The organism is Algimonas arctica, from assembly GCF_014652695.1.
GTDB classification, from domain to species: Bacteria; Pseudomonadota; Alphaproteobacteria; order Caulobacterales; family Maricaulaceae; genus Litorimonas; species Litorimonas arctica.
In genome coordinates this window covers 27,423-48,715 of the sequence record NZ_BMZH01000004.1, presented here as the reverse complement: position 1 = coordinate 48,715, position 21,293 = coordinate 27,423, and the positions used below count along the sequence as shown (strand labels likewise).

Sequence of the window (21,293 nt, the reverse complement as noted above, 5' to 3'; positions counted from 1 at the left end):
ACCCTAATTATAGTTTCGAACCAAGCCCACGAGCACGCCTTGGACTTCAACACGGTCAGGACCGTAGGTTTTGGTTGGGAAGTCGGGGTTTTCGGCGATGAGGTCGATTTTCCCATCATGTTTATAAATGCGTTTGAGCGTCGCTTCGTCCTGATCAACCAATGCGACCACAATGTCATAATTTCTGGCTGTATTCGACTTTCGCACAACAACAAAGTCACCGTCCATAATGCCTGCGCCTGTCATCGATTCGCCTTCAATTTCGAGCGCATAATGGTCACCATTACCGAGCAATGACGGTGGAACGGCCATCAAATTATAAGAATCCTCAATCGCCGCGATCGGTAGGCCCGCCGCAATTTTGCCGACGAAGGGGATTTCGTAGCTGTCATTGGCTGGGACGGGCGCGAGCGGGGATTCTTTTTGTAAGCCTTCCGGCATTTTGATCACTTCGAGCGCGCGGGCCTTGTTCGGCAAGCGGCGCACGAAGCCACGTTCTTCAAGCGCAGTGATTAATCTGTGGATGCCAGATTTGGAGGCGAGACCCAGCTCATCTTTCATTTCATCATAAGAGGGCGGAACGCCGACCGCGCGAATACGGTTGTCGATCAGTAGTAATAGGTCTTTTTGCTTTTTAGTCAGCATGTCTGGGTCCTCGAACAAAGCGGCAACATCTATAGGTGTTCTATAAATGTTCTAGTTTTGTCAAGGAAGAGTTTACAATGCGCCGCGTAGCGCACGGGTCGCCGCTTCGACGTCCGCTTGTCGCATCAGGCTTTCCCCAATGAGATAGGCTTGAGCGCCGGAGCGTTTTAGCCGTTCAATGTCTTGCCGCGTAAAAATCCCACTCTCAGCGACGAGCAATGCCTCGGCCGGAACGGAAGGAGCAAGCGAATCGAATGTGTCCAGACTGGTCTCAAACGTTCTCAAATTACGATTGTTGATCCCAATGAGAGCCGCGCCAAGATCAATCGCGCGTTGTAATTCGTCCGCATCATGCGTTTCGACCAAGACATCCATGCCAAGCGCTTCGGCCTCCGCGATCAAATTTCGGGAGATCGAATCATCCGTCATAGCGAGAATGATAAGAATGGCGTCAGCCCCCATGGCCCGGGCTTCCCGTACTTGTAGCGGATCAATCATAAAGTCTTTGCGCAGGAGTGGCAGATCCGTCGCGTCTCGTACGGCAGAGAATATCTCTTTACTGCCCTGAAAGCCCGGACCATCCGTCAGGACTGAAAGGCAGGCTGCGCCCCCGGCGGCATAAGCCTTCGCAATGGCAATAGGGTCAAAGTTTTCGCGGATAATACCTTTACTTGGCGACGCCTTTTTCACTTCACAAATAAGAGCCGGTTGCGATCCGTTTTGCAGCGCTTTTAAAAACCCACGCGGAGCCGGGGCGGTGCGAAGCGCTGTCTTGATCCATGTCGCGTTAATGTTTGCGACTTCATCGACTTTGTAGGCGGCGATCTTGGCGAGGATGTCTGGGATATCTCTCATGTGTTTGTTGCCGCGACTAAATTCGCTAGCGTCGTTCGGGCCGCGAAACTGTCAATTGCGGACGTGGCGAGATCAATGCCTGTGGGAATATCGTTTGCGACCCCAGAGATCATTAGCGCGGCTCCGGCATTGAGCAAAACAATGTCGCGATAATCGCTCGCTTGTCCGTCGAGCAACTCTGAGAGCGCCTGCGCGTTTTCGACAGGTTTACCCCCGCGGAGACTGTCCAGAGTGGCCAGTTCAAATCCATAAGTTTGTGGTGACAAAGTAAAATCACGAATGTCAGTCCCTTTGACTTGGGTGACAGAGGTTGGTCCGGTAGTGGTGATTTCGTCCAGACCATCATGACCATGCACGACCCAAACATGATCTACGCCAATATCGCGCAGGGCTTCGGCCATAGGGCGTCGCCACTGATCGTCACTCACGCCGAGCAGCATTCGCCGAGCGCCAGCGGGATTGCTCATGGGGCCCAGCAAATTGAAGAGCGTGCGAATGCCTAAGGCCCGACGCGCCGGCCCAACATGTCGCATCGCGGGGTGATGATTAGGCGCGAACAAGAAGCCCAGCCCAACATCGTGGATCATCGCAGCCGTCTTTTCTGGGGTGATATTCAGATTTACACCCAATTCAGATAATGTGTCTGCTGTCCCCGTCAAAGACGACGCGGCGCGATTACCGTGCTTTGCAACTTTGGCCCCCGCCGCCGCGCAAACGATGGCTGAGGCTGTGGAAATGGACAGTGTATGCAGGCCTGTTCCGCCCGTTCCGACAATGTCGATAACGTCGTCTGTTACATTCACCGGGATCATATTGGCCCGCATTACCTCGGTGCCGACTCGGATTTCCCGCGCCGTCAGTCCGATCATTTCAAGGCCAAGCAACAGAGCGCTAATCTGTTCTGATTGTGCGTCGCCCTTGAGAATCGCGGTCAGCGCATCCCGCAATTGCTCTTCACTTGGACGAACAGACTGCGATAACGTCTGAAGGATGGCCGTGTCGAAACTCACCGCAATCCTGCGAGGGTTAGAAAGTTTGCGATGAGGGCATGGCCGTTCTCGGACGCGATGCTTTCGGGATGAAATTGAAGGCCGTGGAGCGGGCGCGTTGCATGACGTAACCCCATGATTTCACCGTCTTCGGTCCAGCCATTGACGAGCAGTTCGCCGGGGAGCGTTTCGCGTTCAACCGCGAGGCTATGGTAGCGAGTTGCATTAAAGGGACTCTCCAAGCCTTTGAAAAGTCCGGTTTTGTCATGAAATACAGGCGAGGTCTTTCCGTGCATAATGTCTTTTGCTTGAATCACGCGACCGCCAAACGCTTGTCCCATTGCCTGTTGCCCAAGGCATATGCCAAGCATCGGTAAATCGTCGGGTGCTTGTTTGATCAATTCAAGACAGATTCCGGCGTCATCAGGCGTCCGAGGGCCGGGCGACAGGAGGATCGCTTGCGCGCCGCAATTCAGCGCTTGATCAACAGAAACCTCATCGTTGCGCACGACTTTCGTTTCCGCACCCAACTCCTGCGCGTAGTGGACGAGGTTGAATGTAAAGCTGTCGTAATTGTCGATAACAAGCAGCATTAGCCGCCAGAATCCTTCGAAGAGTCTTTTTCGACCCGTTCTTTAAGCCAGTTTTCTAACCAGTGAATATTATAGTCTCCGGCCTGAAATTCTGGATCTTCGATCAGCGCTTCATGGAGCGCTTTATTGGTCGTGATTCCAGAAATTACCATTTCGCCGAGAGCACGCCGTAGGCGCAAGATCGCGCCTTCGCGTGTATTGCCCCAGACGATGAGTTTTCCAATCAAACTGTCGTAATGAGGCGGCACATGATAGCCCGTATAAAGCGCACTATCGAGACGGGTGTTCATCCCACCGGGCGCGTGAAACTCTACGACTTTGCCGGGACTAGGCGCGAAGGTGAACGGATGTTCCGCATTGATGCGGCATTCAATGGCATGGCCAGAGAATTTTACGTCTTTTTGAGTATAGTTGAGCGGTAGGCCTGCGGCGATGCGGATCTGTTCGCGGACTAAGTCGATCCCGGTAATTTCTTCTGTGACCGGATGTTCCACTTGCAAGCGTGTATTCATTTCGATGAAGAAGAACTCGCCGTTCTCATAAAGATATTCAACAGTTCCGGCGCCGCGATAGCCAATAGCTTTGACGGCTTTGGCTGTGACAGCGCCAATTTCGGCGCGTTCTTTCGCGGTTAAAGCCGGAGAGGGCGCTTCTTCGAGGACTTTCTGGTTGCGACGTTGCAACGAACAGTCGCGTTCGCCCAAATGCACGACATTGCCGTGCGTATCGGCGAGAACTTGAATTTCAATATGGCGCGGACCCTTAAGGTAACGCTCCAGATAGACCGCTCCATTGCCAAACGCGGCCTTAGCCTCAGTCTGAGCAGACCTCAGCGCTTCGTCCAAATCCGCTTCGGTCTCGGCCAGACGCATACCGCGACCACCCCCGCCAGCGGCGGCTTTGATCAGAACGGGAAAGCCAATGTCTTTGGCGATGATTTTGGCTTCTTCAAAATCATGCACTTCGCCAGGACTGCCCGGAACAACGGGGATTCCGGCTTTCGCGACAGTGGCTTTGGCCGTAATTTTGTCGCCCATAATGCGGATATGTTCCGCCGTAGGGCCAATAAATGTCAGGCCGTGAGCTTCGACAATCTCGGCAAACCGGGCGTTTTCTGACAAGAAGCCATAGCCGGGGTGAACGGCGTCCGCGCCCGTGATTTCACAGGCCGCTATAATCGCCGGAATGTTGAGGTAGCTATCCGTGCTGGACGCGGGACCGACGCAGACAGACTCGTCAGCGAGGCGCACATGCATGGCGTCTTTATCCGCCGTTGAGTGGATTGCGACTGATGACAGCCCCATTTCCTTGCATGCCCGATGGATTCGCAGGGCAATTTCCCCGCGGTTGGCTATGAGAACCTTGCTGACCATTGTGCCGGCCTAGTCGATGAGGAAGAGTGAGTCGCCAAATTCGACGGGCGAGACATCTTCAATGAATACGGCGGACAGCGTGCCGGACTTCGGCGCGATGATCGGATTAAACGTCTTCATGGCTTCAACCAACATAATGGTTTCGCCTTCTTTCACCTGTGCGCCGATCTCTGCGAACAAGTCTGCATCGGGCGAAGGGCGAAGATAACACGTCCCGACCATCGGAGACGTCACTGCGTCCGGATGTTCGTCTTTGGCCGCAACGGTTGGCATTGGCATACCGGCTGCGGGGGCAGCAGCAGGCGCGGAGGGGGCCGCGCTCATCGGCGCCGCCATCATGGTTTGCGCAGACGCAACCCCATTTTTGGAAACCCGAATTTTCAGGTCGCCCTTCTTCATTTCGATTTCGGTGAGGTCGCTACCTTCAAGGACTTTTGCAAGTTCCTTGATGAGCGCGAGGTCGTCATTACCCTTGGAAGCAGCCATGGGGGGTCTCCGTGCCTAAATTATGGGCTCGCTTTAACGAGTTTGATCGCAGCTTGCAGCCCTAAAAGGTAAGAATCTGCACCGAAGCCGCTAATCGTGCCTGTGGCGGCTTCTGAAACAAACGACCGTCGTCGAAAGCTTTCCCGGGCTGCGGGCTGGGAAAGATGGATTTCAATCGTCGGAATACCAACCGCTTTGATCGCATCGTAAAGGGCGATGGACGTATGTGTATAGGCCGCAGGGTTGAGGACAATCGCCTGCGCATCTCTGCCTGCCATTTGGATAAAGTCGACAAGTTCGCCCTCAATGTTAGACTGTTTGAAGACAATGTCGATGTCGCCCGCCGCGTCGCGGCATATCGTTTCGATGTCGGCCAATGTCTGCGATCCGTAGATTTCAGGTTCGCGCGACCCCAGTAGATTGAGGTTCGGCCCATTGATGATATGTATGGCTTGCGGCATTGGTACCTTTGCGCGGTAAAGCAGGCATGATAACGCTCGTTGCGCCGTTCAACAAGCGGTCAGTCAGGACTAAACAATGGTATGGCGATGCATCTCATTATAAATGGCGAAGATCATGACGACCTACCCGATCACTTAACTGTGGCGGGACTTATCACGCATCTCGGCTTACCAGAGCGCAAAATCGCCGTTGAACGAAACTTGGAGGTTATCCCAAAAAGCACGTTCGACACGGTTGTTCTTATCAATCACGATGCGCTCGAAATTATTCATTTTATCGGAGGCGGCTAAGTGTTGGCTAATACGCAGGACCCCCTTATTGTCGCGGGGCGGACATTTCAGTCCCGCCTGATTATCGGCACAGGTAAGTTTGCTGACTATCAGCAAAACGCGGATGCTTTGACCGCCAGTGGTGCGGAAATCGTCACCGTGGCTGTTCGCCGTGTTAATCTGTCTGACCCGTCTGCTCCGATGTTAGCAGACTTCATAGACCCGGCATCAACGACTTATTTGCCCAATACGGCGGGATGTTTCACGGGCGAAGACGCTGTGCGAACACTCCGATTGGCGCGTGAAGCGGGGGGGTGGAACCTCGTTAAACTGGAAGTGCTGTCAGATCCAAAACATCTATATCCGGATATGGAAGAAACGATGCGCGCGCTCGCACTCCTGAAATCAGATGGCTTTGATGTCATGGTGTATTGTACGGACGACCCTGTTTTCGCGCGTAAATTAGAGGATCAAGGTGCGGACGCGATCATGCCGCTGGCCGCCCCGATTGGTTCCGGCCTTGGTATTTTGAACCCCGTTAATATCCGTCTGATCGTCGAGCAGACAAAAGTCCCAGTCGTGGTTGATGCGGGTGTCGGAACACCGAGCGATGCCGTCATCGCGATGGAACTGGGCTGTGATGCGGTCTTGGCGAATTCAGCTATTGCGGCGGCGAAGGACCCTGTTCGCATGGCGCGCGCGATGAAACATGCGGTCATTGCTGGGCGCGAAGCCTATCTCGCGGGTAGGATGCCCAAGAAAATGTACGCGGATCCAAGTTCTCCCTTAGCGGGCCTTATTTAGGGCGGCTTGAAACCTTTTTCTGTCAGGCGCGTAACGTCATCATGCAACGTAATATTCTTGCGGCTTTTTCGGCCGCCATGTTTCTTTCCGCGTGTTCGACGTCGTCAGGCAAGGGCACATTTAGAGGCACGGATACGCGAAACGTCGAATCGGCTGTTATGTCGCCCGCCAATGACATCGGCTTGGATGATATTGAAATTCCAGGCTATCTGACATCTATGACAAACCCTTACTACAATGCGCCAGAGAGTTGTGATTCGATTTCAACTGAACTGGCTAAACTAGACGCGATACTCGGCGATGACGTCGATGTGCCTGAAGAAATTGCAAGGCGGCGCGAGCAAAATGCGCTCAACGCAACATCTAGTACAATTGGGAGCGTCCTAATTCCGTTCCGAGGCGTTGTCAGGGTCATATCCGGGGCCGCAAGTAATGAGCGAGATGCACGTCAAGCTTATGAACGTGGCCTGGTTAGGCGCGCATATTTAAAGGGCATGTCAAAACAGATGGCTTGCCGCCCCTCATAAATTTTCCGCAGACATTCATGGTGGAAGTTAGCGCTCGTCCGGTCTAAAGGCGCGCCTTCCGTTTGACGCCCTTTCGTTGACTGCGACCAATTATGTCCACCGTACTTCTTGTTATTCTTCTTATCATCTCTGTCATCATGACGGGACTGATTCTGATTCAGCGTTCCGAAGGCGGTGCGCTTGGAATTGGCGGCGGCGGTGGGGGTGGCAATGGTTTCATGTCTGGCCGTGCAGCCACGACATCTGTGGCTCGTATGACGGCGATCCTCGGAACTATCTTCCTTGTGCTGTCTTTATTGCTGTCAGTTGTTTTTGCCCTCGAAAATCAAAATACAGGTGCGTTGGATAATGTGGACAATGAAGTGGATGGCTTGACGTCACCCGCCGAGTCGTCCGATGAGATACTCCCGTTGGAAGAGACTCCTGCAATACCAGCGGATCCCACCGACACAGACGAATAATTTCCTTGGCGGATGCGCAATACTGCGCTCGTCGCCGAGTGTCGGGATATTGCGTTAATGGCCAAACAGCCCCGTTACATTTTTATCACCGGCGGGGTTGTATCCTCGCTAGGCAAAGGGCTTGCGTCAGCGGCCCTTGGGGCTTTGCTGCAAGCACGGGGCTATAAAGTTCGCTTGCGCAAGCTTGACCCCTATCTGAACGTCGATCCGGGCACGATGAGCCCCTACCAGCACGGTGAGGTTTACGTCACAGACGACGGGGCGGAAACTGACCTTGATCTTGGCCATTATGAGCGTTTTACGGGTGTTTCCGCGGCTCAATCTGACAATATTACAACCGGTCGGATATATTCAGAAATCATCGCCAAGGAACGGCGCGGCGACTACCTAGGAGCAACAGTCCAAGTCATCCCGCACGTGACAAATGAGATCAAGGATTTCGTTTTATCTGATGCGGGTGATGTTGATTTCGTTTTGTGCGAAGTCGGCGGAACGGTGGGCGACATCGAAGGTCTGCCGTTTTTCGAAGCCCTGCGCCAATTGGGCCAAGAATTGCCACGCGGGCAATGTTGTTTTCTGCATGTGACGTTGCTGCCCTATATTGCGGCCGCGGGCGAAATGAAGACCAAACCGACCCAACACTCCGTCAAAGAGCTCCGCTCGATTGGTATTCAGCCGGATATCTTGTTGTGTCGTTCTGAGCGTGAAATTCCAGAAGGCGAACGCCGCAAAATTGCGCGTTTCTGTAATGTGCGCGAAAGCTCTGTCATTCAGGGTTTGGACGCAAAATCCATCTATACGGTTCCATTGGCTTACCATGATGAAGGGTTGGACCGCGAAGTTCTCAACCATTTTGGTATCCTTGCGCCGCCCAAAGCTGACCTTGGTACATGGCAGGCAATTGAAGAGACCTTGTCCAATCCTGATGGCGAAGTGAAAATTGCTGTGGTTGGCAAATATACGGTTCTGCCGGATGCGTATAAATCGATCACCGAAGCGCTTGTGCATGGGGGTTTTGCCAATCAAGTCAAAGTCAAAATCCTCTGGGTTGAAGCCGAAGACTTCGAAACGAAAGAGCCTGAAGATGTCCTAAAGGGCGCGAACGGTATTTTGGTACCGGGCGGGTTTGGTGAACGCGGGACTGAAGGTAAAATCAAAGCTGTCCAATATGCGCGCGAGAAGAAAATCCCTTATTTTGGCATCTGTTTAGGGATGCAGATGGCCGTCATCGAAGCCGCGCGCAATTTGGCCGGCATGGATGCGGCCAGTTCGTCAGAGTTTGGTGAAGAGGGCGAGAATGTGGTCGGCCTGATGACGGAATGGACGAAGGGCAATGAGCGCGTTGAGAGGACCAAGACGGCGGACTTAGGCGGAACCATGCGTCTCGGAGCCTATCCAGCAATTCTCAGCGAAAGCTCACTAGTTGCGAAAGCTTACGGCACGACGGAAATCAGCGAACGGCATCGTCATCGCTATGAAGTGAATATTGATTACCGGGATCGTCTGGAAGCGACCGACCTTCATTTCTCAGGCTTGTCTCCTGATGGTGTGCTTCCTGAAATTGTTGAAATTCCGACCCATATTCATCCGTGGTTTGTCGGTGTTCAGTTCCATCCAGAGCTAAAAAGCCGTCCATTTGATCCACATCCCTTGTTTAAGGGCTTCATTGGTGCTGCCGTCGAGCAATCGCGGTTGGTTTAGCTGGCTTGCGCGACCATTACGGTCGATCACGCATTATCTCACGGGAAGTTGTTACGAAGTTGTCATAAACTGCGTTGACGGGGCGGGTCTGAAGCCATCTTAAGAGGCTGACAAAACGTCTAATCAGGACCCCTAATGACTCTTCGAACATTTTCACGCGTCGCACTTGCGGCGACGCTTCTTGCTGGAACAAGCCTGACCAGTGCGTACGCGCAATCATCAGTCAGCGACGAAATTATTGTCACCGCACAGAAGCGTGTACAGAGCTTGCAAGATGTTCCGTTATCATTGGATGTGGTTCGTGGCCAAGAACTTGATGTGGCTAGAGCGGGCGGTGAGGACATCCTCTTTTTATCCGCGCGTGTGCCCAGCCTCTATGCTGAAGGGTCCTTTGGCCGGACATTCCCACGGTTTTACATTCGCGGTCTCGGCAACACAGATTTTGATCTCAATGCGAACCAGCCTGTCAGCCTTGTATATGATGGCGTCGTCTTGGAAAATCCCGTTCTGAAAGGTTTCCCTGTTTTCGATCTGGACCGGATTGAGGTGCTTCGCGGCCCACAAGGCACGCTGTTTGGCCGCAACACGCCGGCGGGTGTGATCAAATTTGAAAGTGCCCGTCCAACCCGTGATGTCGAAGGTTATGTTCGCGGCGCATATGGTCGGTTTGATACGATTGATCTGGAAGGAGCTGTGAGCGGACCTTTATCAGACACGGTGTCGGCGCGGGTGTCCGCCTTATACCAAAGCCGTGATGATTATGTCGAAAATATAGCGCCCAATCCTTCGGAAGAGGCGTTCGAGGATTTCAACGAATATTCCGGACGAATTCAAGTCTTGTTTGAACCTGCAGCCGATACGACGTTCCTGCTGAACGTACATGGGCGCAAACTTGACGGCGGATCCCGGACCTTCCGCGCGAATTCCATTCAGCCTGGTACGGGGAGACTGGTCGCGGGTTTTGAGCGCTTTACGGCCGCACAAGATGCGACGCAGCTTCTCGATGTTGAGAACTTCGGCTCCTCCCTGACTATTGAAAGTGAGGTCGGGGCCGGGACATTGACTTCTATCACGGCGTTTGAAAGCGTCCGCATTGATGCACGCGGTGATGTTGACGGCGGGGTTGGGGCCGTCTTCGCGCCGCCGTCCGGTCCGGGCTTCATTCCATTCGCCGCGGAAAGCCAAGATAACATCACGGGCCATAGCCAATGGACGCAGGAGCTACGTTACAATTTCGATGCTTCGGATACTGTAAATGTCACTCTCGGTGGGTTTGCTTTCATCGAAAACCTCGAAATCGAAAGCCTGTCCTTTGATACTTTGTTTGGCGGTGGCGTGAATGGGCGTGCGATCCAAGATCAAGATACAGAAGCGTTTGCGTTGTTCACATCACTTGCTTGGCAAGCCACGAACCGCCTCACGGCGACTGGTGGTGTGCGTCTTTCATTCGAAAGCAAAGATTTTGTTGCATCCCGGACAATCGGCCCCTTCGGCTCTGGAACTTTAGGTCCGCTCGACGCCAATCTCGACGATACGGTGCTGACGGGCGACCTTTCGCTCAATTATGAATTGAATGAGGTCGTGAACCTATTTGCGCGTTATTCACGCGGCTTCCGAGCGCCAAATGTACAAGGAAGGCTCGTCTTTGGTGACGTCATCACCGTCGCAGATACAGAAACTATCGACTCAATTGATATGGGCTTTAAATCGCGTTTCCTTGATGGTCGAGGCACATTCAACGCGACGGCCTTTATCTTTGAAACACGGAATCAACAGCTGACAGCTGTTGGCGGGGCAGGGAACTTTAACCAACTCATTAATGCTGAGGCGGTTGGCGGCAAAGGGATTGAGATTGATGCAAGTCTGGCACCGACGGATTTTATCGAGCTGACAGCAGGCTTTAGCATCAATGATACAGAGATATACGACGGTACGCTTGAAGTTGGAGTTTGTGGTGCGCCTTGTACGATTCTCGATCCCGTAAACCCGGTCACGGGTAACGCGCAAATTGACGGGAATGCCTTACCCCAAGCGCCGAAATATATCGCAAATGCCTCGGCGCGTTTCGGGGTTCCGATTTCTGACACTGGAGAAATTTTCTTCTATGGCGATGTGGCGCACCGAAGTGCAGTCAACTTTTTCCTCTATGACAGTGCGGAATTCCGTAGCGATGGTCTAACCGAAGTTGGCCTTCGGGTTGGCTATGTCCATGATGATGATTTGGAAATCGCCGCCTATATTCGCAACGCCTTCGGTGTAACGGAATTGGAAGGAGCCGTTGATTTCAATAACTTCACGGGCTTCATCAATGAGCCGTCCCTCTATGGTGTTGAAGTAACGAAACGGTTCTAACTCACCGTCACAAATTGATAGTAAGCTCGCGCGATGGCGCGGGCTTTTCTTATGACATATCAAAACTGTGATGGTCCATTCATACGATAGGGGATGATTTGCCTCAGGAGGGCTGTTAGCAACAAATAATCGCCATATCCTGAGGACTCACATGTTTCGACAAATCCTGCTTTGCACTGCCGCTCTATCGCTTGCGACCGGAGCATTCGCACAAGACAAGGAAGGGGCCGACGATGCAAAATGGGATGTCACGAACCCTCCGGGCAAAAAACGGTCTATCAAAATTGATGTGACGGAAGGGACTTGGATGAGCCTCGACGTCTCTCCGGATGGTCAGACGATTGCCTTCGATATGCTGGGTGACATTTACACGATGCCGGCCACAGGGGGCACGGCCAGGAATATTGCCTCTGGTTTCGCATGGGAATTCCAGCCGCGATTTTCGCCCGATGGGTCGCGACTGGCATTTACGTCGGATCGTGGGGGCGGCGACAATATCTGGACGATGAATGTTGATGGCTCAGACATGGAGCAAGTGACAAATGAGTCGTTCCGCTTGTTGAATAACCCAACATGGCATGCGTCCGGTGACTTCATTGCGGCCCGCAAGCATTTTACGACGTCACGCTCTGCGGGTGTTGGCGAAATTTGGCTTTATTCGACAGAAGGCGGCTCCGGCGTGCAGTTGGTCAAGCGCCCGTCCGAAGCGCACCAGAAAGAACTGGGCGAGCCTATGTTCACACCAGACGGCACAGGACTTTACTATAGCCAAAACATCACTTCCGGCCCGATTTTCGAATATGCGCAGGATAGCAATACTGAGCTGTTCCAGATCAAACGCTACGACATGGAAACAGGTGAAACCGATGTCGCGGCCGGCGGGCCCGGCGGCGCGGTGCGGCCAACGCCTTCACCCGACGGAAAATATCTCGCCTATGTGAAGCGCGTGCGCGCAGAAACCATGTTGTTCCTAAAAGATATTGAGAGCGGCGAAGAACGGATGATTTTTGATCATCTGGACAAGGACATGCAGGAGACGTGGGCCATAACGGGTGTCTACCCAAACATGGATTGGAGCCCCGATAGTGAAAGTATCTATTTCTGGGCAAAGGGCAAAATTCACCGCTACGATGTCGACGCAGACAATGTTGAGCACATCGAATTTAGTGTGAAAGATACACGCGACGTGCTTGATGCACCGCGTTCAGACACAGCCGTGTCGCCGGATAATTTCAAGTTGAAAATGCCTCGCTTCGCGGAAATTTCGCCGGACGGCTCAACACTCGTCTACGAAAGCCTCGGCAAACTTTACACGCGAAACATAGCCTCTGGCGCCATCACGCGCCTGACGGGATTTCCTGAGACTGTGCGCGAACTGCAGCCAAGTTGGTCCGGCGACGGGCAGTCCATTGCCTTTATTAGCTGGGATGACCAAAAACTCGGCGCGGTTCACACGATCAATCTGGTCAGCCGCGGTGTTGCAACAGTGACCACGCAGCCTGGCCATTACCGCAATCCGCGTCTGTCACCGGATGGGCGTCATATTGTTTATCAAAAACGAAGCGGCGGAAATTTGGTCGCACCGGAATGGTCGGCCGATACGGGTCTCTACGTCAAACCTGTCTTTGGCGGAGAAGCCGTTCGGATCGCGAAGTCGGGCGGCAGCGCGCATTTTAACGGCAAGAATGATCGCTTATTCTACACCCGTTCCAACGACGGAGCGAGCCAGCTGGTCAGCGTTGATCTGTCCGGCAATAAAGAGCGCGTTCACGCCACCAACAAAATGGCGCAAACCTATATTGTCAGCCCGGACGGCCGCCATGTCGCCTTCCGCGAAAACTATAATCTTTACGTCATGCCGCTTCTGCCGGGGCCACAGAAAGTCGCGGCTGGACGCGCAAGCAAAGCACTGCCCGTCACGAAAGTAAGCGAAAGCGGCGCGTCCTATCCAAGCTGGACGGCTTCGGGTGAACTCTACTGGACTCTCGGGTCTCAGCTATTTTCCGTTACAATGGACGAGATGAAGGCCGATGACTTTGAACCTGTCACGACGGGAACTGATATTTCGACGATGGCAAAAGCCGACAAGCCAACAGGGCGCGTCGCACTAACCAATGTGCGTATCGTGACCATGAAGGGCAAAGATGGCGGCGTCATTGAAAATGGCACCATCCTGATTAAGGGGGATAGAATCGAAAAAGTCGGCGCGAATGTCCGGATTCCAAGCGGTGCGAAAGTCGTCGATTTGGCCGGTAAGACGATTACGCCCGGCTTTATCGATGCCCACGCCCATGGCCCTCAAGGTGTCGCGGGCTTGGTGCCACAGCAAAACTGGGAGACGATCGCCACGCTTGCTCTGGGTGTGACTACGGTGTTCGATCCGAGTTCTAGCGCGGAACTTATTTTCCCCGCCGCAGAAATGCAGCGGGCAGGGAAGCTCCTTGCGCCGCGTATCTACTCAACAGGTGAAGTGATTTACGGGGCAAAAGCACCGGGCTTCTATGCCTCTATCGAGAGCTTTGACGATGCGGCGGAACATGTGGACCGCTTGGCAGCGCAAGGGGCGCTGGCCGTGAAAAACTACAACCAGCCCCGCCGCGATCAACGACAGCAAGTCGTGGAAGCGGCCCGCAAAGCCGATATCCTCGTCGTCGCAGAAGGAGGCTCGCAATATCACATGGATATGGCACTGGTGCAGGATGGGAATACATCGGTTGAACACAATCTGCCGACGCTCGCGATTTATGACGATGTCATTCAAATGTATTCGCAAACGAACGTTGCCTACACGCCGACCCTCGTCGTGACATATGGCGGCGTACGCGGTGAGGATTATTACTATCAGACGACGGATGTGTGGAAGCACCCGATCTTGTCAAAGCACGTCCCGCCATCAACGCTGCAACCCCGCTCGGTCCGTCGCCAGATGGCTCCGATTGAGGATTACTCGGACGCGGCGTCTGCGTTGTCAGCTAAACGCCTGATGGAAGCGGGCGTTCCGGTCAGTATTGGCGCACATGGTCAACGCGAAGGTCTTGCTGCCCATTGGGAAATGCAGAGTTTTCAGCGCGGCGGCATGAGTCCCTTGCAGGCCTTGATGACGGCGACAACTGAACCTGCGCGTCACCTCGGCCTAGCCAAGGATTTAGGGAGTATTGAGCCGGGTAAGCTCGCTGACTTGGTTATAATGGACGAAGACCCGCTCGCCGACATCGCCCATGCTGAGAGCCTCACTCACGTCATGATTGGTGGGCGTCTCTATGAGAGCGCGACGATGAACGAAGTTGAGACGGGTACGTCGAAGCGTCTACCTTACTGGTGGGAATAGGGAGCGTGCGGGGTTTAAAAGCCCCGCGCCTCCAACCACTTTAATATCTCAGTGTTCACAGCGTCAGGTTGGTCCCACATGGCCCAGTGACCGCAATTTGGGATCGTGACACGGGTCAAGTCTGGTACGGTTTCGACCATGCTGTCCGTCATGCTGGGCGGCAGGAAGAAATCGTCTTCTGGGCTAATCATCAGGGACGGAACTTCAATCGTTGTCGAAAGGCCGTCAGCGAGTTGCCAATTTGCTGTTGTGTTGCGGTAATAGTTCATGCCGGATAAAAATCCGGTTCGAGCGTAAGCGTCGGAATAAACGCCCCGTTGCTCCGGCGTTACGACCATCGTCCCATCGTCTGGTGCGCCCGCTTTCAAATAGGCTTCGAATCGCTTCGGCAAATGGGTTAACTCTGGTGTGAGTTTCAGACCTGCCGGGGAGGTCCGGAACATCATCCGGAAAAATGCGTCCGGATCGGAATTATACAAGGCTTCGACGGTGTCTGTCCGATCTCGAAATTCGACGAAATAATGGTTTTTGCCAAAGCGTGTTTCGAAGATGCTCATCGGATCAATAGGGGCGCGGCCGACATGGGGCGTGCTGATACTGATGGCTGCTGTAGTGCGATGTTTGAGCATGCGCACCGCGTGCCACAGAATGATTCCCCCCCAGTCGTGGCCAAGGATAACCGCTTTCTTGATATCGTAGTGATTCAGAACCGCTTCGAGGTGGCCGACAACATTTTCGATTCGATAGTGATCAAGACCGCGCGGCGCGTCAGATTTCCCGAAACCGAGCAAATCGTAGGGAATCGCCCGATAACCGGCGTCAGCGAGCGCAGGAACGGTTGTAGCCCAGCTATAGGCCAACTCCGGCCACCCATGTATGAGTATGATGGGGGTGCCATCATCCGGTCCATGCGGGTAAGTTGCGATTTGGTACCCATCGGCGGTAACAAAGGTCGGATTATTGTAGTTCATTCGCGGACAATGACATTTTTAGACCGTCTGCCAACCGTAAAAATATCTTGCGAAACGTATGAATCGCCACTAAGTCCAGCTGGAACGATGGCCTCGCGGGCAACCCGAGGCCTTTTGCTATTTTATAAAATGAGAGTTGAACCGACACATGGTCGAAATTTACGTCCGCCAAAATAATGTTGATCAGGCCCTTCGCGCGCTAAAGAAAAAGCTGCAGAATGAAGGCATCCTGCGCGAAATGAAGGCGCGTAAGCATTACGAAAAGCCATCTGAGAAGCGTGTTCGCGAACAGGCTGAAGCCGTTCGTCGCGCCCGTAAACTTGCGCGTAAACGGGCACAGATCGAAGGTCTGATCCCGAGCAAGAAGAAGAAGCGCTACTAGGCCGCTTCGATATTTGTTACTGAAACAGCCGTCCCTTTGGGCGGCTTTTTCTTTGGAGAATCGGATGGTCGACGCAGCGATAACCCTGATTGAAAAACATGGTTTGTTGCCGCATCCCGAAGGCGGTTTCTATCGGGAGACGTTTCGCTCAGATATTCAAGTTGAGACGGCGGTTGGTCCACGATCAGCCGGAACAGCCATTCTTTACTTGCTCAACGGGGATGACGTCTCGCGGTTGCATAAGATTGATGCAGATGAGATCTGGCATTTCCATGAGGGCGCTGCGCTCGCCATCCACTCGCTATTACCGGACGGGACAGCGTGTATTGATGTGCTGAGCCCCGATAACCCGCAGATCGTCGTCGCTGCGGGCGTGTGGTTTGGTGCCGAGCTGGTCGAACGTAACAGCTATTGCTTGGTTGGATGTACAGTCAGTCCAGGCTTCGAGTTTTCGGGATTCGAGTTAGCCGATCCCAATATGCTTTTGCAAACATGGCCAAACGCGAGGAACGTGATCGCGCGTTTAACCTAATTATGCGGCGAGCTTCTGACCTGAGTCGACCATTGGTCCGCCCACTGCGGCGTAAGGATCAAGTCCGGCATCCCGCATCATCTTGTGAACTTTTGGGTACACTTCCATCGGCGTAACATTGAGCATGGCCCGGACCTCTTCGAGGGGCCGCGGAAGCAAATCCTGTAGATCATAAAGCATGATGTTTTTGGCGGCTTTACCGCGCCGTGCGGCTTCGCGAATCGCGCCAACTGTCGGCGACCCTTTTGGAGCCCAGCGTTTAACTTCGAGAGCGCCCAGATAGGCGATGAATTGAATGCCAAGCCCGGACGTTTGTTGATAAGTGTATGAGAGCACGGAGGTCTCACCCAGTGCATCCCGGCCATAACCCGTCAGTACATGTAACATATCATGCGTGTCGCGAGATCGGTTGTTATACCATTGGAATTCGGGCGACCGCGTGTCGTCTATATCTTTGGCAAAACGGTCAAATTCATCAACCAAGCCCTGAGCCGTTAAACCTTCACGATCCATGAAATTGCAATAAGCCTCCGCCAGTGAGCCCTTGGGCATGGCGCGCAATGTTTTGCGGTCATCAAGAATGGGTGGCAGGTACGTGCGTTCTTCAAACCGCTTGCGACCTTCTGGGTGCGAGATGAAGCGGTTGAACTGCTTATAGAGATCATTTCCATTGAGCGCATTGGTGATGTGAAAGACATGTGTTGTGTCTTCCTTATCCGCGATCAATTTGCGAAAATGTTGCATGGCTTTAATCCAACGGCGTCGCATCCGCGGGATTTCAATGGCATCGGGCGTTATAGCATGGGTCATAATATCATCTATATACGCATGAAATCCCTTCTCAACCCTCAAAGATTGTATGACGGTCGTGCGCGCATGCTCGCCATATAGGCGTGTAGGGCAGTGTGATCCGGGCCGGGTTGGGCTTTTATCCACTTCGAAAAGTCAAAAACGACGGTCATTGTAATGTCGGCCATGGAGTAATGATCGCCGGCAATGAACTCAGATGTCGCGAGATGGGCTTCTATGTCTTCGAAAAACCAGGCCAAGCGTTTTAGTCCGCGTTCTGGTAACGCGGGTATCTGGTCCAGATTGCGAGGACCGGGCAGGGCGCGGCCCTTCATGTGCGGTGAGCTATTCCGAAGAACTTCAGCGATTGCGGCAAGTCCGTCCATTGTACAACGAAAGTCCCATTCGAGGACGCGGGCTTTTTCTAAAGGTGTCGTCCCCAGCAAGGGCGGGTTTGGGTGCAAAGCTTCAACATAGGCGGCGATGCCAATATTTTCGCCAATCACGTCGCCCTCATCCGTGACAAGGGCCGGGACGGTGGCGCGCGCATTGACCGCAAGAAAATCTGGCGACATTTGTGCGCCGACACGCAGATCAACTTCAATTGTCTCCCACTCTATCCCTTTTTCGGCCAAAAACATGCGGGCGCGGCGTGGGGATGGGGCTGTTGAGCAATCGTAAAGCTTGAGCATTGGCGGATTTTCCTTAAATTGACCGCTATGTTGACGCCCCACGCTCTCCCAATCAAGGCTTCGTTGAACACGAAGGTTAAAGATCTCGGCGGCTTTACGGTTCGACGGGCTTTACCGTTTCCCGCACATCGGTCTGTTGGGCCATGGGTTTTCTTTGATCATTTCGGTCCTGTTGAATTTTCCTCGGGCGACGGCATGAATGTGCGTCCGCACCCCCATATCGGGATCGCGACCGTCACCTATCTATTCGAAGGTGAAATTTGGCATCGCGATAGTTTGGGGAATTCCGCGCCAATTCTTCCCGGCGCCATTAATTTGATGGTTGCGGGCAAGGGCATCGCTCACAGCGAACGTACGCGCGATGAATTACGCGAGACCGGATTTCGGCTGCACGGCTTACAGTTATGGCACGCCTTGCCCGACACCGAAGAAGAAAGAGAGCCAAGCTTTCATCATCATCCTGCTGGCACGATTCCAGAGATGACGCTGGAAACAGGCGCCAAAGTCCGTGTGATGATGGGGCGGGCGTTTGGCCTGACCTCGCCAGTCGAGGTGTTCTCAGAGACTCTCTACTACGAGGTTGAAATACCGGACGGTGCGACTGTGACGCTTCCTGAGGCGCCAGAATGCGCAATATATGTTGTTGAAGGCCAAGCAGACATTGAGGGGCATAAATCAGACCGTTTTGTGTTCTCGATTTTGAATCATGGCCCCCATCTTGTGACGGCTCGAGGTCGTACGCGGTTCGTGGTCGTGGGCGGCGCGCCACTTGGCGAACGGCATATGAAGTGGAACTTCGTCTCATCCCGGCCGGAGCGGATCACACAAGCCGCAGACGATTGGCGAATGGGTGAATTCCCAGTCGTTTTTGACGATGTGGACGAGTTCATTCCTTTGCCTGAGAAATTGGTTTTTTAAGGCGGGCTTTTCCAACGATTTTGATCCGGTGGGTGTGACGCCCGTAGTCGTGGTGTTCAAAAGGCCCAGATAGACAAAGCTTGTTTTTGGTCTCTCAAACCTTGGTCGAGACTTATGATCGGGCCGTTTCTGGCGGGTCTAAATGAACTTCCTCTCTCATTTCTCTGTTCCAACGAAGGGAGACATTCCCCGTGATTTAAGTGTGAGGTTACAGTCAGGAATATTGACTCCAGTCATATAGGATGACACATATTTGTAGCAAATTCGACATACTCAAGTTGCGTGGAGCACGATCACAATGCTCCGGCATTGGGGTGACGGCCCCCATAGGGCTAAAACAATGCGTCTCTCATCTTTCATCTTGGCATTCACAACTATCACGGCTCTGTCTGGCTTAGCCGCCCCTGTTTACGCTCAAATAGCCAGCGGTGTCCCTGGGGCCACGGTCAAAGAGGGTGAGAAGTTTCTGCAATATCGAATCGCTGTCGATGTCGACGATGACTCGACGGGCGAAGCGGCAATCGCTCAGCGTGTGTTATATCGTCAGGCGATCAATGACCGCTTCAATATTCGTGGGTCGATTCAAACCCTGCGAACAGCGAGTTCAGATTTTGATTTTGATTATGCGAAGCTAGAAGTAACTTGGCAAATCACTCCGAAATCGCAGCCCTATCAAACGGGTTTGCGTCTCGATCTTCGGACACGCGCGAATAATCGTTCTGATACGATTGGTCTGAATTGGGCTCATCAGATGACTTTTAACGATGGATGGCGTGCGCGAGGTGCGTTGTCAGGAACGATTCAATTTTCGGACAAGACGTCGGACGACATTGCTTTTGGTGGGGCAGCACAGGTCAGCCGTAAGTTAGAGAATGGCGTTCGGCTGGGCGTTCATGGTTTTAGCAACTTTGGCGATTCGAGCGAGCTTCTCTTTCTGAAACGTAGTTCAACGGTTGCCGGGCCCTTTATTGAGTTCAATCTCACCAAGGATGTCCCCGTTATGATTGGGACATTGCACGGTGTGACCAACAGTGCGCGTGACGATCAAATTCGTCTTTTCATTGGGAAAAACTTCTAAGCGGCGTAAAGCTGACTTGGATCTTTGAAGCTCTTGAATTCCAGCGCATTTCCGCTGGGGTCATAGAAAAACATCGTCGCTTGTTCTCCGGTCTCGCCTTTGAACCGAATATAGGGATCGATCACGAATTCTGTGCCTGAAGCCACCAGTCGGTCCCGAAGCATGTGCCAATTGGACCACGGCAGAACCGCACCGAAATGACGGACGGGAACAGATTTTCCATCAACCTCATTCGTCGCGAGGTTTTCCGCCTCAGTGCAAACATGAAAACTGACCTGATGGCCGAAGAAGTCAAAGTCGATCCAATGATCGGCTTCACGGCCGACAGAGCAGCCGAGCATAGATGTATAGAAGGTCCGTGTTTCTTCTTTGTCCCGAATAGGGGCGGCAAGGTGGAATGGGATACTCATGATTCTTGTCCGTAAATTACTTTGGCCCGTAATCGTAATTCCCGCCGCGCTCTAACGCGCGGAGATAGGCGGGACGTTTCCAAACGCGATCAACAAATTCGTTGCAGGCTTCGTAGCCCTTCAAGCGTCCGCGCGCCCGCGCAGCCTCTAACGGGAAGATCATGTTGAAATCCGCGCCTGTCAATTCATCGCCCGCGAACCATTTATTACGCACGAGTGAATACTCGCAGTAATCCAAGACCTTTTTGATTTCGTCGGTGATCATGGGCTGGATCGGTTGTGCGGCGTCGCCAAGAAAACCCGTATAGAGAGCGAGCAATAACGGCAGCATGGCTGATCCTTCTGCGAAATGAAGGAAGTGGACGTAATCGACATATTCTTGCGTGCCCAGTTCAGGGCGGAAACGTCGATTGCCCTCAGCATCGGTACCAAACACATTGAGGAGATAAACGATGATTGCGCCCGTTTCAGCGACAATCAAGCCATCATGTTCAATGACGGGGCTTTTGCCGAGCGGGTGTACGGCTTTCAATTCAGCCGGCGCCCGACTAGTTTCCGCATCGCGCGCGTAGGCGTGAATATCATACTCTATTCCGAGCTCTTCTAAGAGCCAGAGGATGCGTTGAGATCGAGAATTGTTGAGGTGGTGTATAGTAAGCATAACACCGGACTAGGC

At 53.2% G+C, this 21,293-nt stretch carries 23 protein-coding genes; 11 read left to right on the top strand and 12 right to left on the bottom strand.

Features of this window, described 5'->3' with window-relative positions; genetic code table 11:
• Positions 1-3 precede the first annotated feature (3 nt).
• From lexA to aroQ, 7 genes are all read right to left on the bottom strand, one after another.
• Entirely contained in the window at positions 4-645 is a 642-nt protein-coding gene (lexA, locus tag IE105_RS06050; protein ID WP_189496474.1) for a transcriptional repressor LexA, read from the bottom strand.
• A gap of 72 nt (positions 646-717) precedes the next feature.
• Complete coding sequence (trpC, locus tag IE105_RS06045; protein ID WP_189496849.1) at positions 718-1,491, bottom strand: indole-3-glycerol phosphate synthase TrpC; 774 nt, start codon at positions 1,489-1,491, stop codon at positions 718-720.
• Positions 1,492-1,496: 5 nt separating this feature from the next.
• Complete coding sequence (gene trpD, locus IE105_RS06040) at positions 1,497-2,510, bottom strand: anthranilate phosphoribosyltransferase (protein WP_189496472.1); 1,014 nt, start codon at positions 2,508-2,510, stop codon at positions 1,497-1,499.
• Positions 2,507-3,082 (bottom strand): anthranilate synthase component II, encoded by a 576-nt coding sequence (locus IE105_RS06035; RefSeq protein WP_189496470.1) that lies wholly within the window; start codon positions 3,080-3,082, stop codon positions 2,507-2,509. Before IE105_RS06035 ends, trpD begins: the two co-directional genes overlap by 4 nt.
• On the bottom strand, positions 3,082-4,455 hold the full coding sequence (accC, locus tag IE105_RS06030) for an acetyl-CoA carboxylase biotin carboxylase subunit (protein ID WP_189496468.1): 1,374 nt from the start codon (positions 4,453-4,455) through the stop codon (positions 3,082-3,084). The genes IE105_RS06035 and accC overlap by 1 nt, the downstream gene beginning before the upstream one ends.
• Positions 4,456-4,464: 9 nt before the next feature.
• Positions 4,465-4,941 carry an acetyl-CoA carboxylase biotin carboxyl carrier protein gene (gene accB, locus IE105_RS06025; RefSeq protein ID WP_189496466.1) on the bottom strand — a complete coding sequence of 159 codons (477 nt, stop codon included), beginning with the start codon at positions 4,939-4,941 and terminating at the stop codon, positions 4,465-4,467.
• Between the two features lie 20 nt (positions 4,942-4,961).
• Positions 4,962-5,402, bottom strand: coding sequence for a type II 3-dehydroquinate dehydratase (gene aroQ, locus IE105_RS06020; RefSeq protein ID WP_189496464.1), 441 nt, complete (start codon positions 5,400-5,402; stop codon positions 4,962-4,964).
• A gap of 87 nt (positions 5,403-5,489) precedes the next feature.
• Here aroQ and thiS point away from each other — a divergent pair, with 87 nt between their 5' ends.
• The 7 genes from thiS to IE105_RS05990 all read left to right on the top strand — a co-directional run bounded on the left by thiS (position 5,490) and on the right by IE105_RS05990 (position 14,845).
• The gene (gene thiS, locus IE105_RS15385; RefSeq protein ID WP_233354010.1) at positions 5,490-5,693 is read left to right on the top strand and encodes a sulfur carrier protein ThiS; all 204 of its coding nucleotides are present in this window, start codon (positions 5,490-5,492) and stop codon (positions 5,691-5,693) included.
• Positions 5,694-6,476, top strand: a complete 783-nt coding sequence (locus IE105_RS06015) for a thiazole synthase (RefSeq protein ID WP_308429072.1) — start codon at positions 5,694-5,696, stop codon at positions 6,474-6,476.
• Between the two features lie 41 nt (positions 6,477-6,517).
• Positions 6,518-7,003, top strand: coding sequence for a putative periplasmic lipoprotein (locus IE105_RS06010; RefSeq protein ID WP_189496462.1), 486 nt, complete (start codon positions 6,518-6,520; stop codon positions 7,001-7,003).
• A gap of 92 nt (positions 7,004-7,095) precedes the next feature.
• Positions 7,096-7,464 carry a preprotein translocase subunit SecG gene (secG, locus tag IE105_RS06005; RefSeq protein WP_189496460.1) on the top strand — a complete coding sequence of 123 codons (369 nt, stop codon included), beginning with the start codon at positions 7,096-7,098 and terminating at the stop codon, positions 7,462-7,464.
• A 12-nt stretch (positions 7,465-7,476) separates the two neighbouring features.
• Positions 7,477-9,165, top strand: coding sequence for a CTP synthase (gene pyrG / locus IE105_RS06000; RefSeq protein ID WP_267904661.1), 1,689 nt, complete (start codon positions 7,477-7,479; stop codon positions 9,163-9,165).
• 135 nt (positions 9,166-9,300) lie between these two features.
• Complete coding sequence (locus tag IE105_RS05995; RefSeq protein WP_189496458.1) at positions 9,301-11,517, top strand: TonB-dependent receptor; 2,217 nt, start codon at positions 9,301-9,303, stop codon at positions 11,515-11,517.
• A gap of 151 nt (positions 11,518-11,668) precedes the next feature.
• A complete protein-coding gene (locus tag IE105_RS05990; protein WP_189496456.1) occupies positions 11,669-14,845 on the top strand; it encodes an amidohydrolase family protein in 3,177 nt (1,058 codons plus the stop codon).
• Positions 14,846-14,859: 14 nt separating this feature from the next.
• On the opposite strand, the gene IE105_RS05985 is transcribed toward IE105_RS05990, so the two are convergent.
• The gene (locus IE105_RS05985; RefSeq protein WP_189496453.1) at positions 14,860-15,816 is read right to left on the bottom strand and encodes an alpha/beta fold hydrolase; all 957 of its coding nucleotides are present in this window, start codon (positions 15,814-15,816) and stop codon (positions 14,860-14,862) included.
• 148 nt (positions 15,817-15,964) lie between these two features.
• On the opposite strand from IE105_RS05985, the gene rpsU reads away from it, so the two are divergent.
• Together rpsU and IE105_RS05975 are read left to right on the top strand one after the other, a co-directional pair.
• Positions 15,965-16,198 (top strand): 30S ribosomal protein S21, encoded by a 234-nt coding sequence (gene rpsU / locus IE105_RS05980; protein WP_189496451.1) that lies wholly within the window; start codon positions 15,965-15,967, stop codon positions 16,196-16,198.
• Positions 16,199-16,262: 64 nt separating this feature from the next.
• On the top strand, positions 16,263-16,730 hold the full coding sequence (locus IE105_RS05975; RefSeq protein ID WP_189496449.1) for a cupin domain-containing protein: 468 nt from the start codon (positions 16,263-16,265) through the stop codon (positions 16,728-16,730).
• Here IE105_RS05975 and IE105_RS05970 read toward each other — a convergent pair whose 3' ends face one another.
• Both IE105_RS05970 and IE105_RS05965 read right to left on the bottom strand, forming a co-directional pair.
• The gene (locus IE105_RS05970) at positions 16,731-17,540 is read right to left on the bottom strand and encodes a Coq4 family protein (protein WP_189496447.1); all 810 of its coding nucleotides are present in this window, start codon (positions 17,538-17,540) and stop codon (positions 16,731-16,733) included.
• Positions 17,541-17,578: 38 nt separating this feature from the next.
• A complete protein-coding gene (locus IE105_RS05965; RefSeq protein ID WP_189496445.1) occupies positions 17,579-18,211 on the bottom strand; it encodes a glutathione S-transferase family protein in 633 nt (210 codons plus the stop codon).
• 27 nt (positions 18,212-18,238) lie between these two features.
• On the opposite strand from IE105_RS05965, the gene IE105_RS05960 reads away from it, so the two are divergent.
• Together IE105_RS05960 and IE105_RS05955 are read left to right on the top strand one after the other, a co-directional pair.
• Positions 18,239-19,129: a pirin family protein gene (locus IE105_RS05960; RefSeq protein ID WP_189496443.1), complete on the top strand. Its 891-nt coding sequence runs from the start codon at positions 18,239-18,241 to the stop codon at positions 19,127-19,129.
• 340 nt (positions 19,130-19,469) lie between these two features.
• Entirely contained in the window at positions 19,470-20,207 is a 738-nt protein-coding gene (locus IE105_RS05955) for a hypothetical protein (protein ID WP_189496441.1), read from the top strand.
• On the opposite strand, the gene IE105_RS05950 is transcribed toward IE105_RS05955, so the two are convergent.
• Positions 20,204-20,617, bottom strand: coding sequence for a VOC family protein (locus IE105_RS05950; protein WP_189496439.1), 414 nt, complete (start codon positions 20,615-20,617; stop codon positions 20,204-20,206). The two genes, IE105_RS05955 and IE105_RS05950, sit on opposite strands and share 4 nt — an antisense overlap.
• Before the next feature lie 16 nt (positions 20,618-20,633).
• The gene (locus tag IE105_RS05945; RefSeq protein ID WP_189496437.1) at positions 20,634-21,278 is read right to left on the bottom strand and encodes a glutathione S-transferase family protein; all 645 of its coding nucleotides are present in this window, start codon (positions 21,276-21,278) and stop codon (positions 20,634-20,636) included.
• Positions 21,279-21,293: the final 15 nt, after the last annotated feature.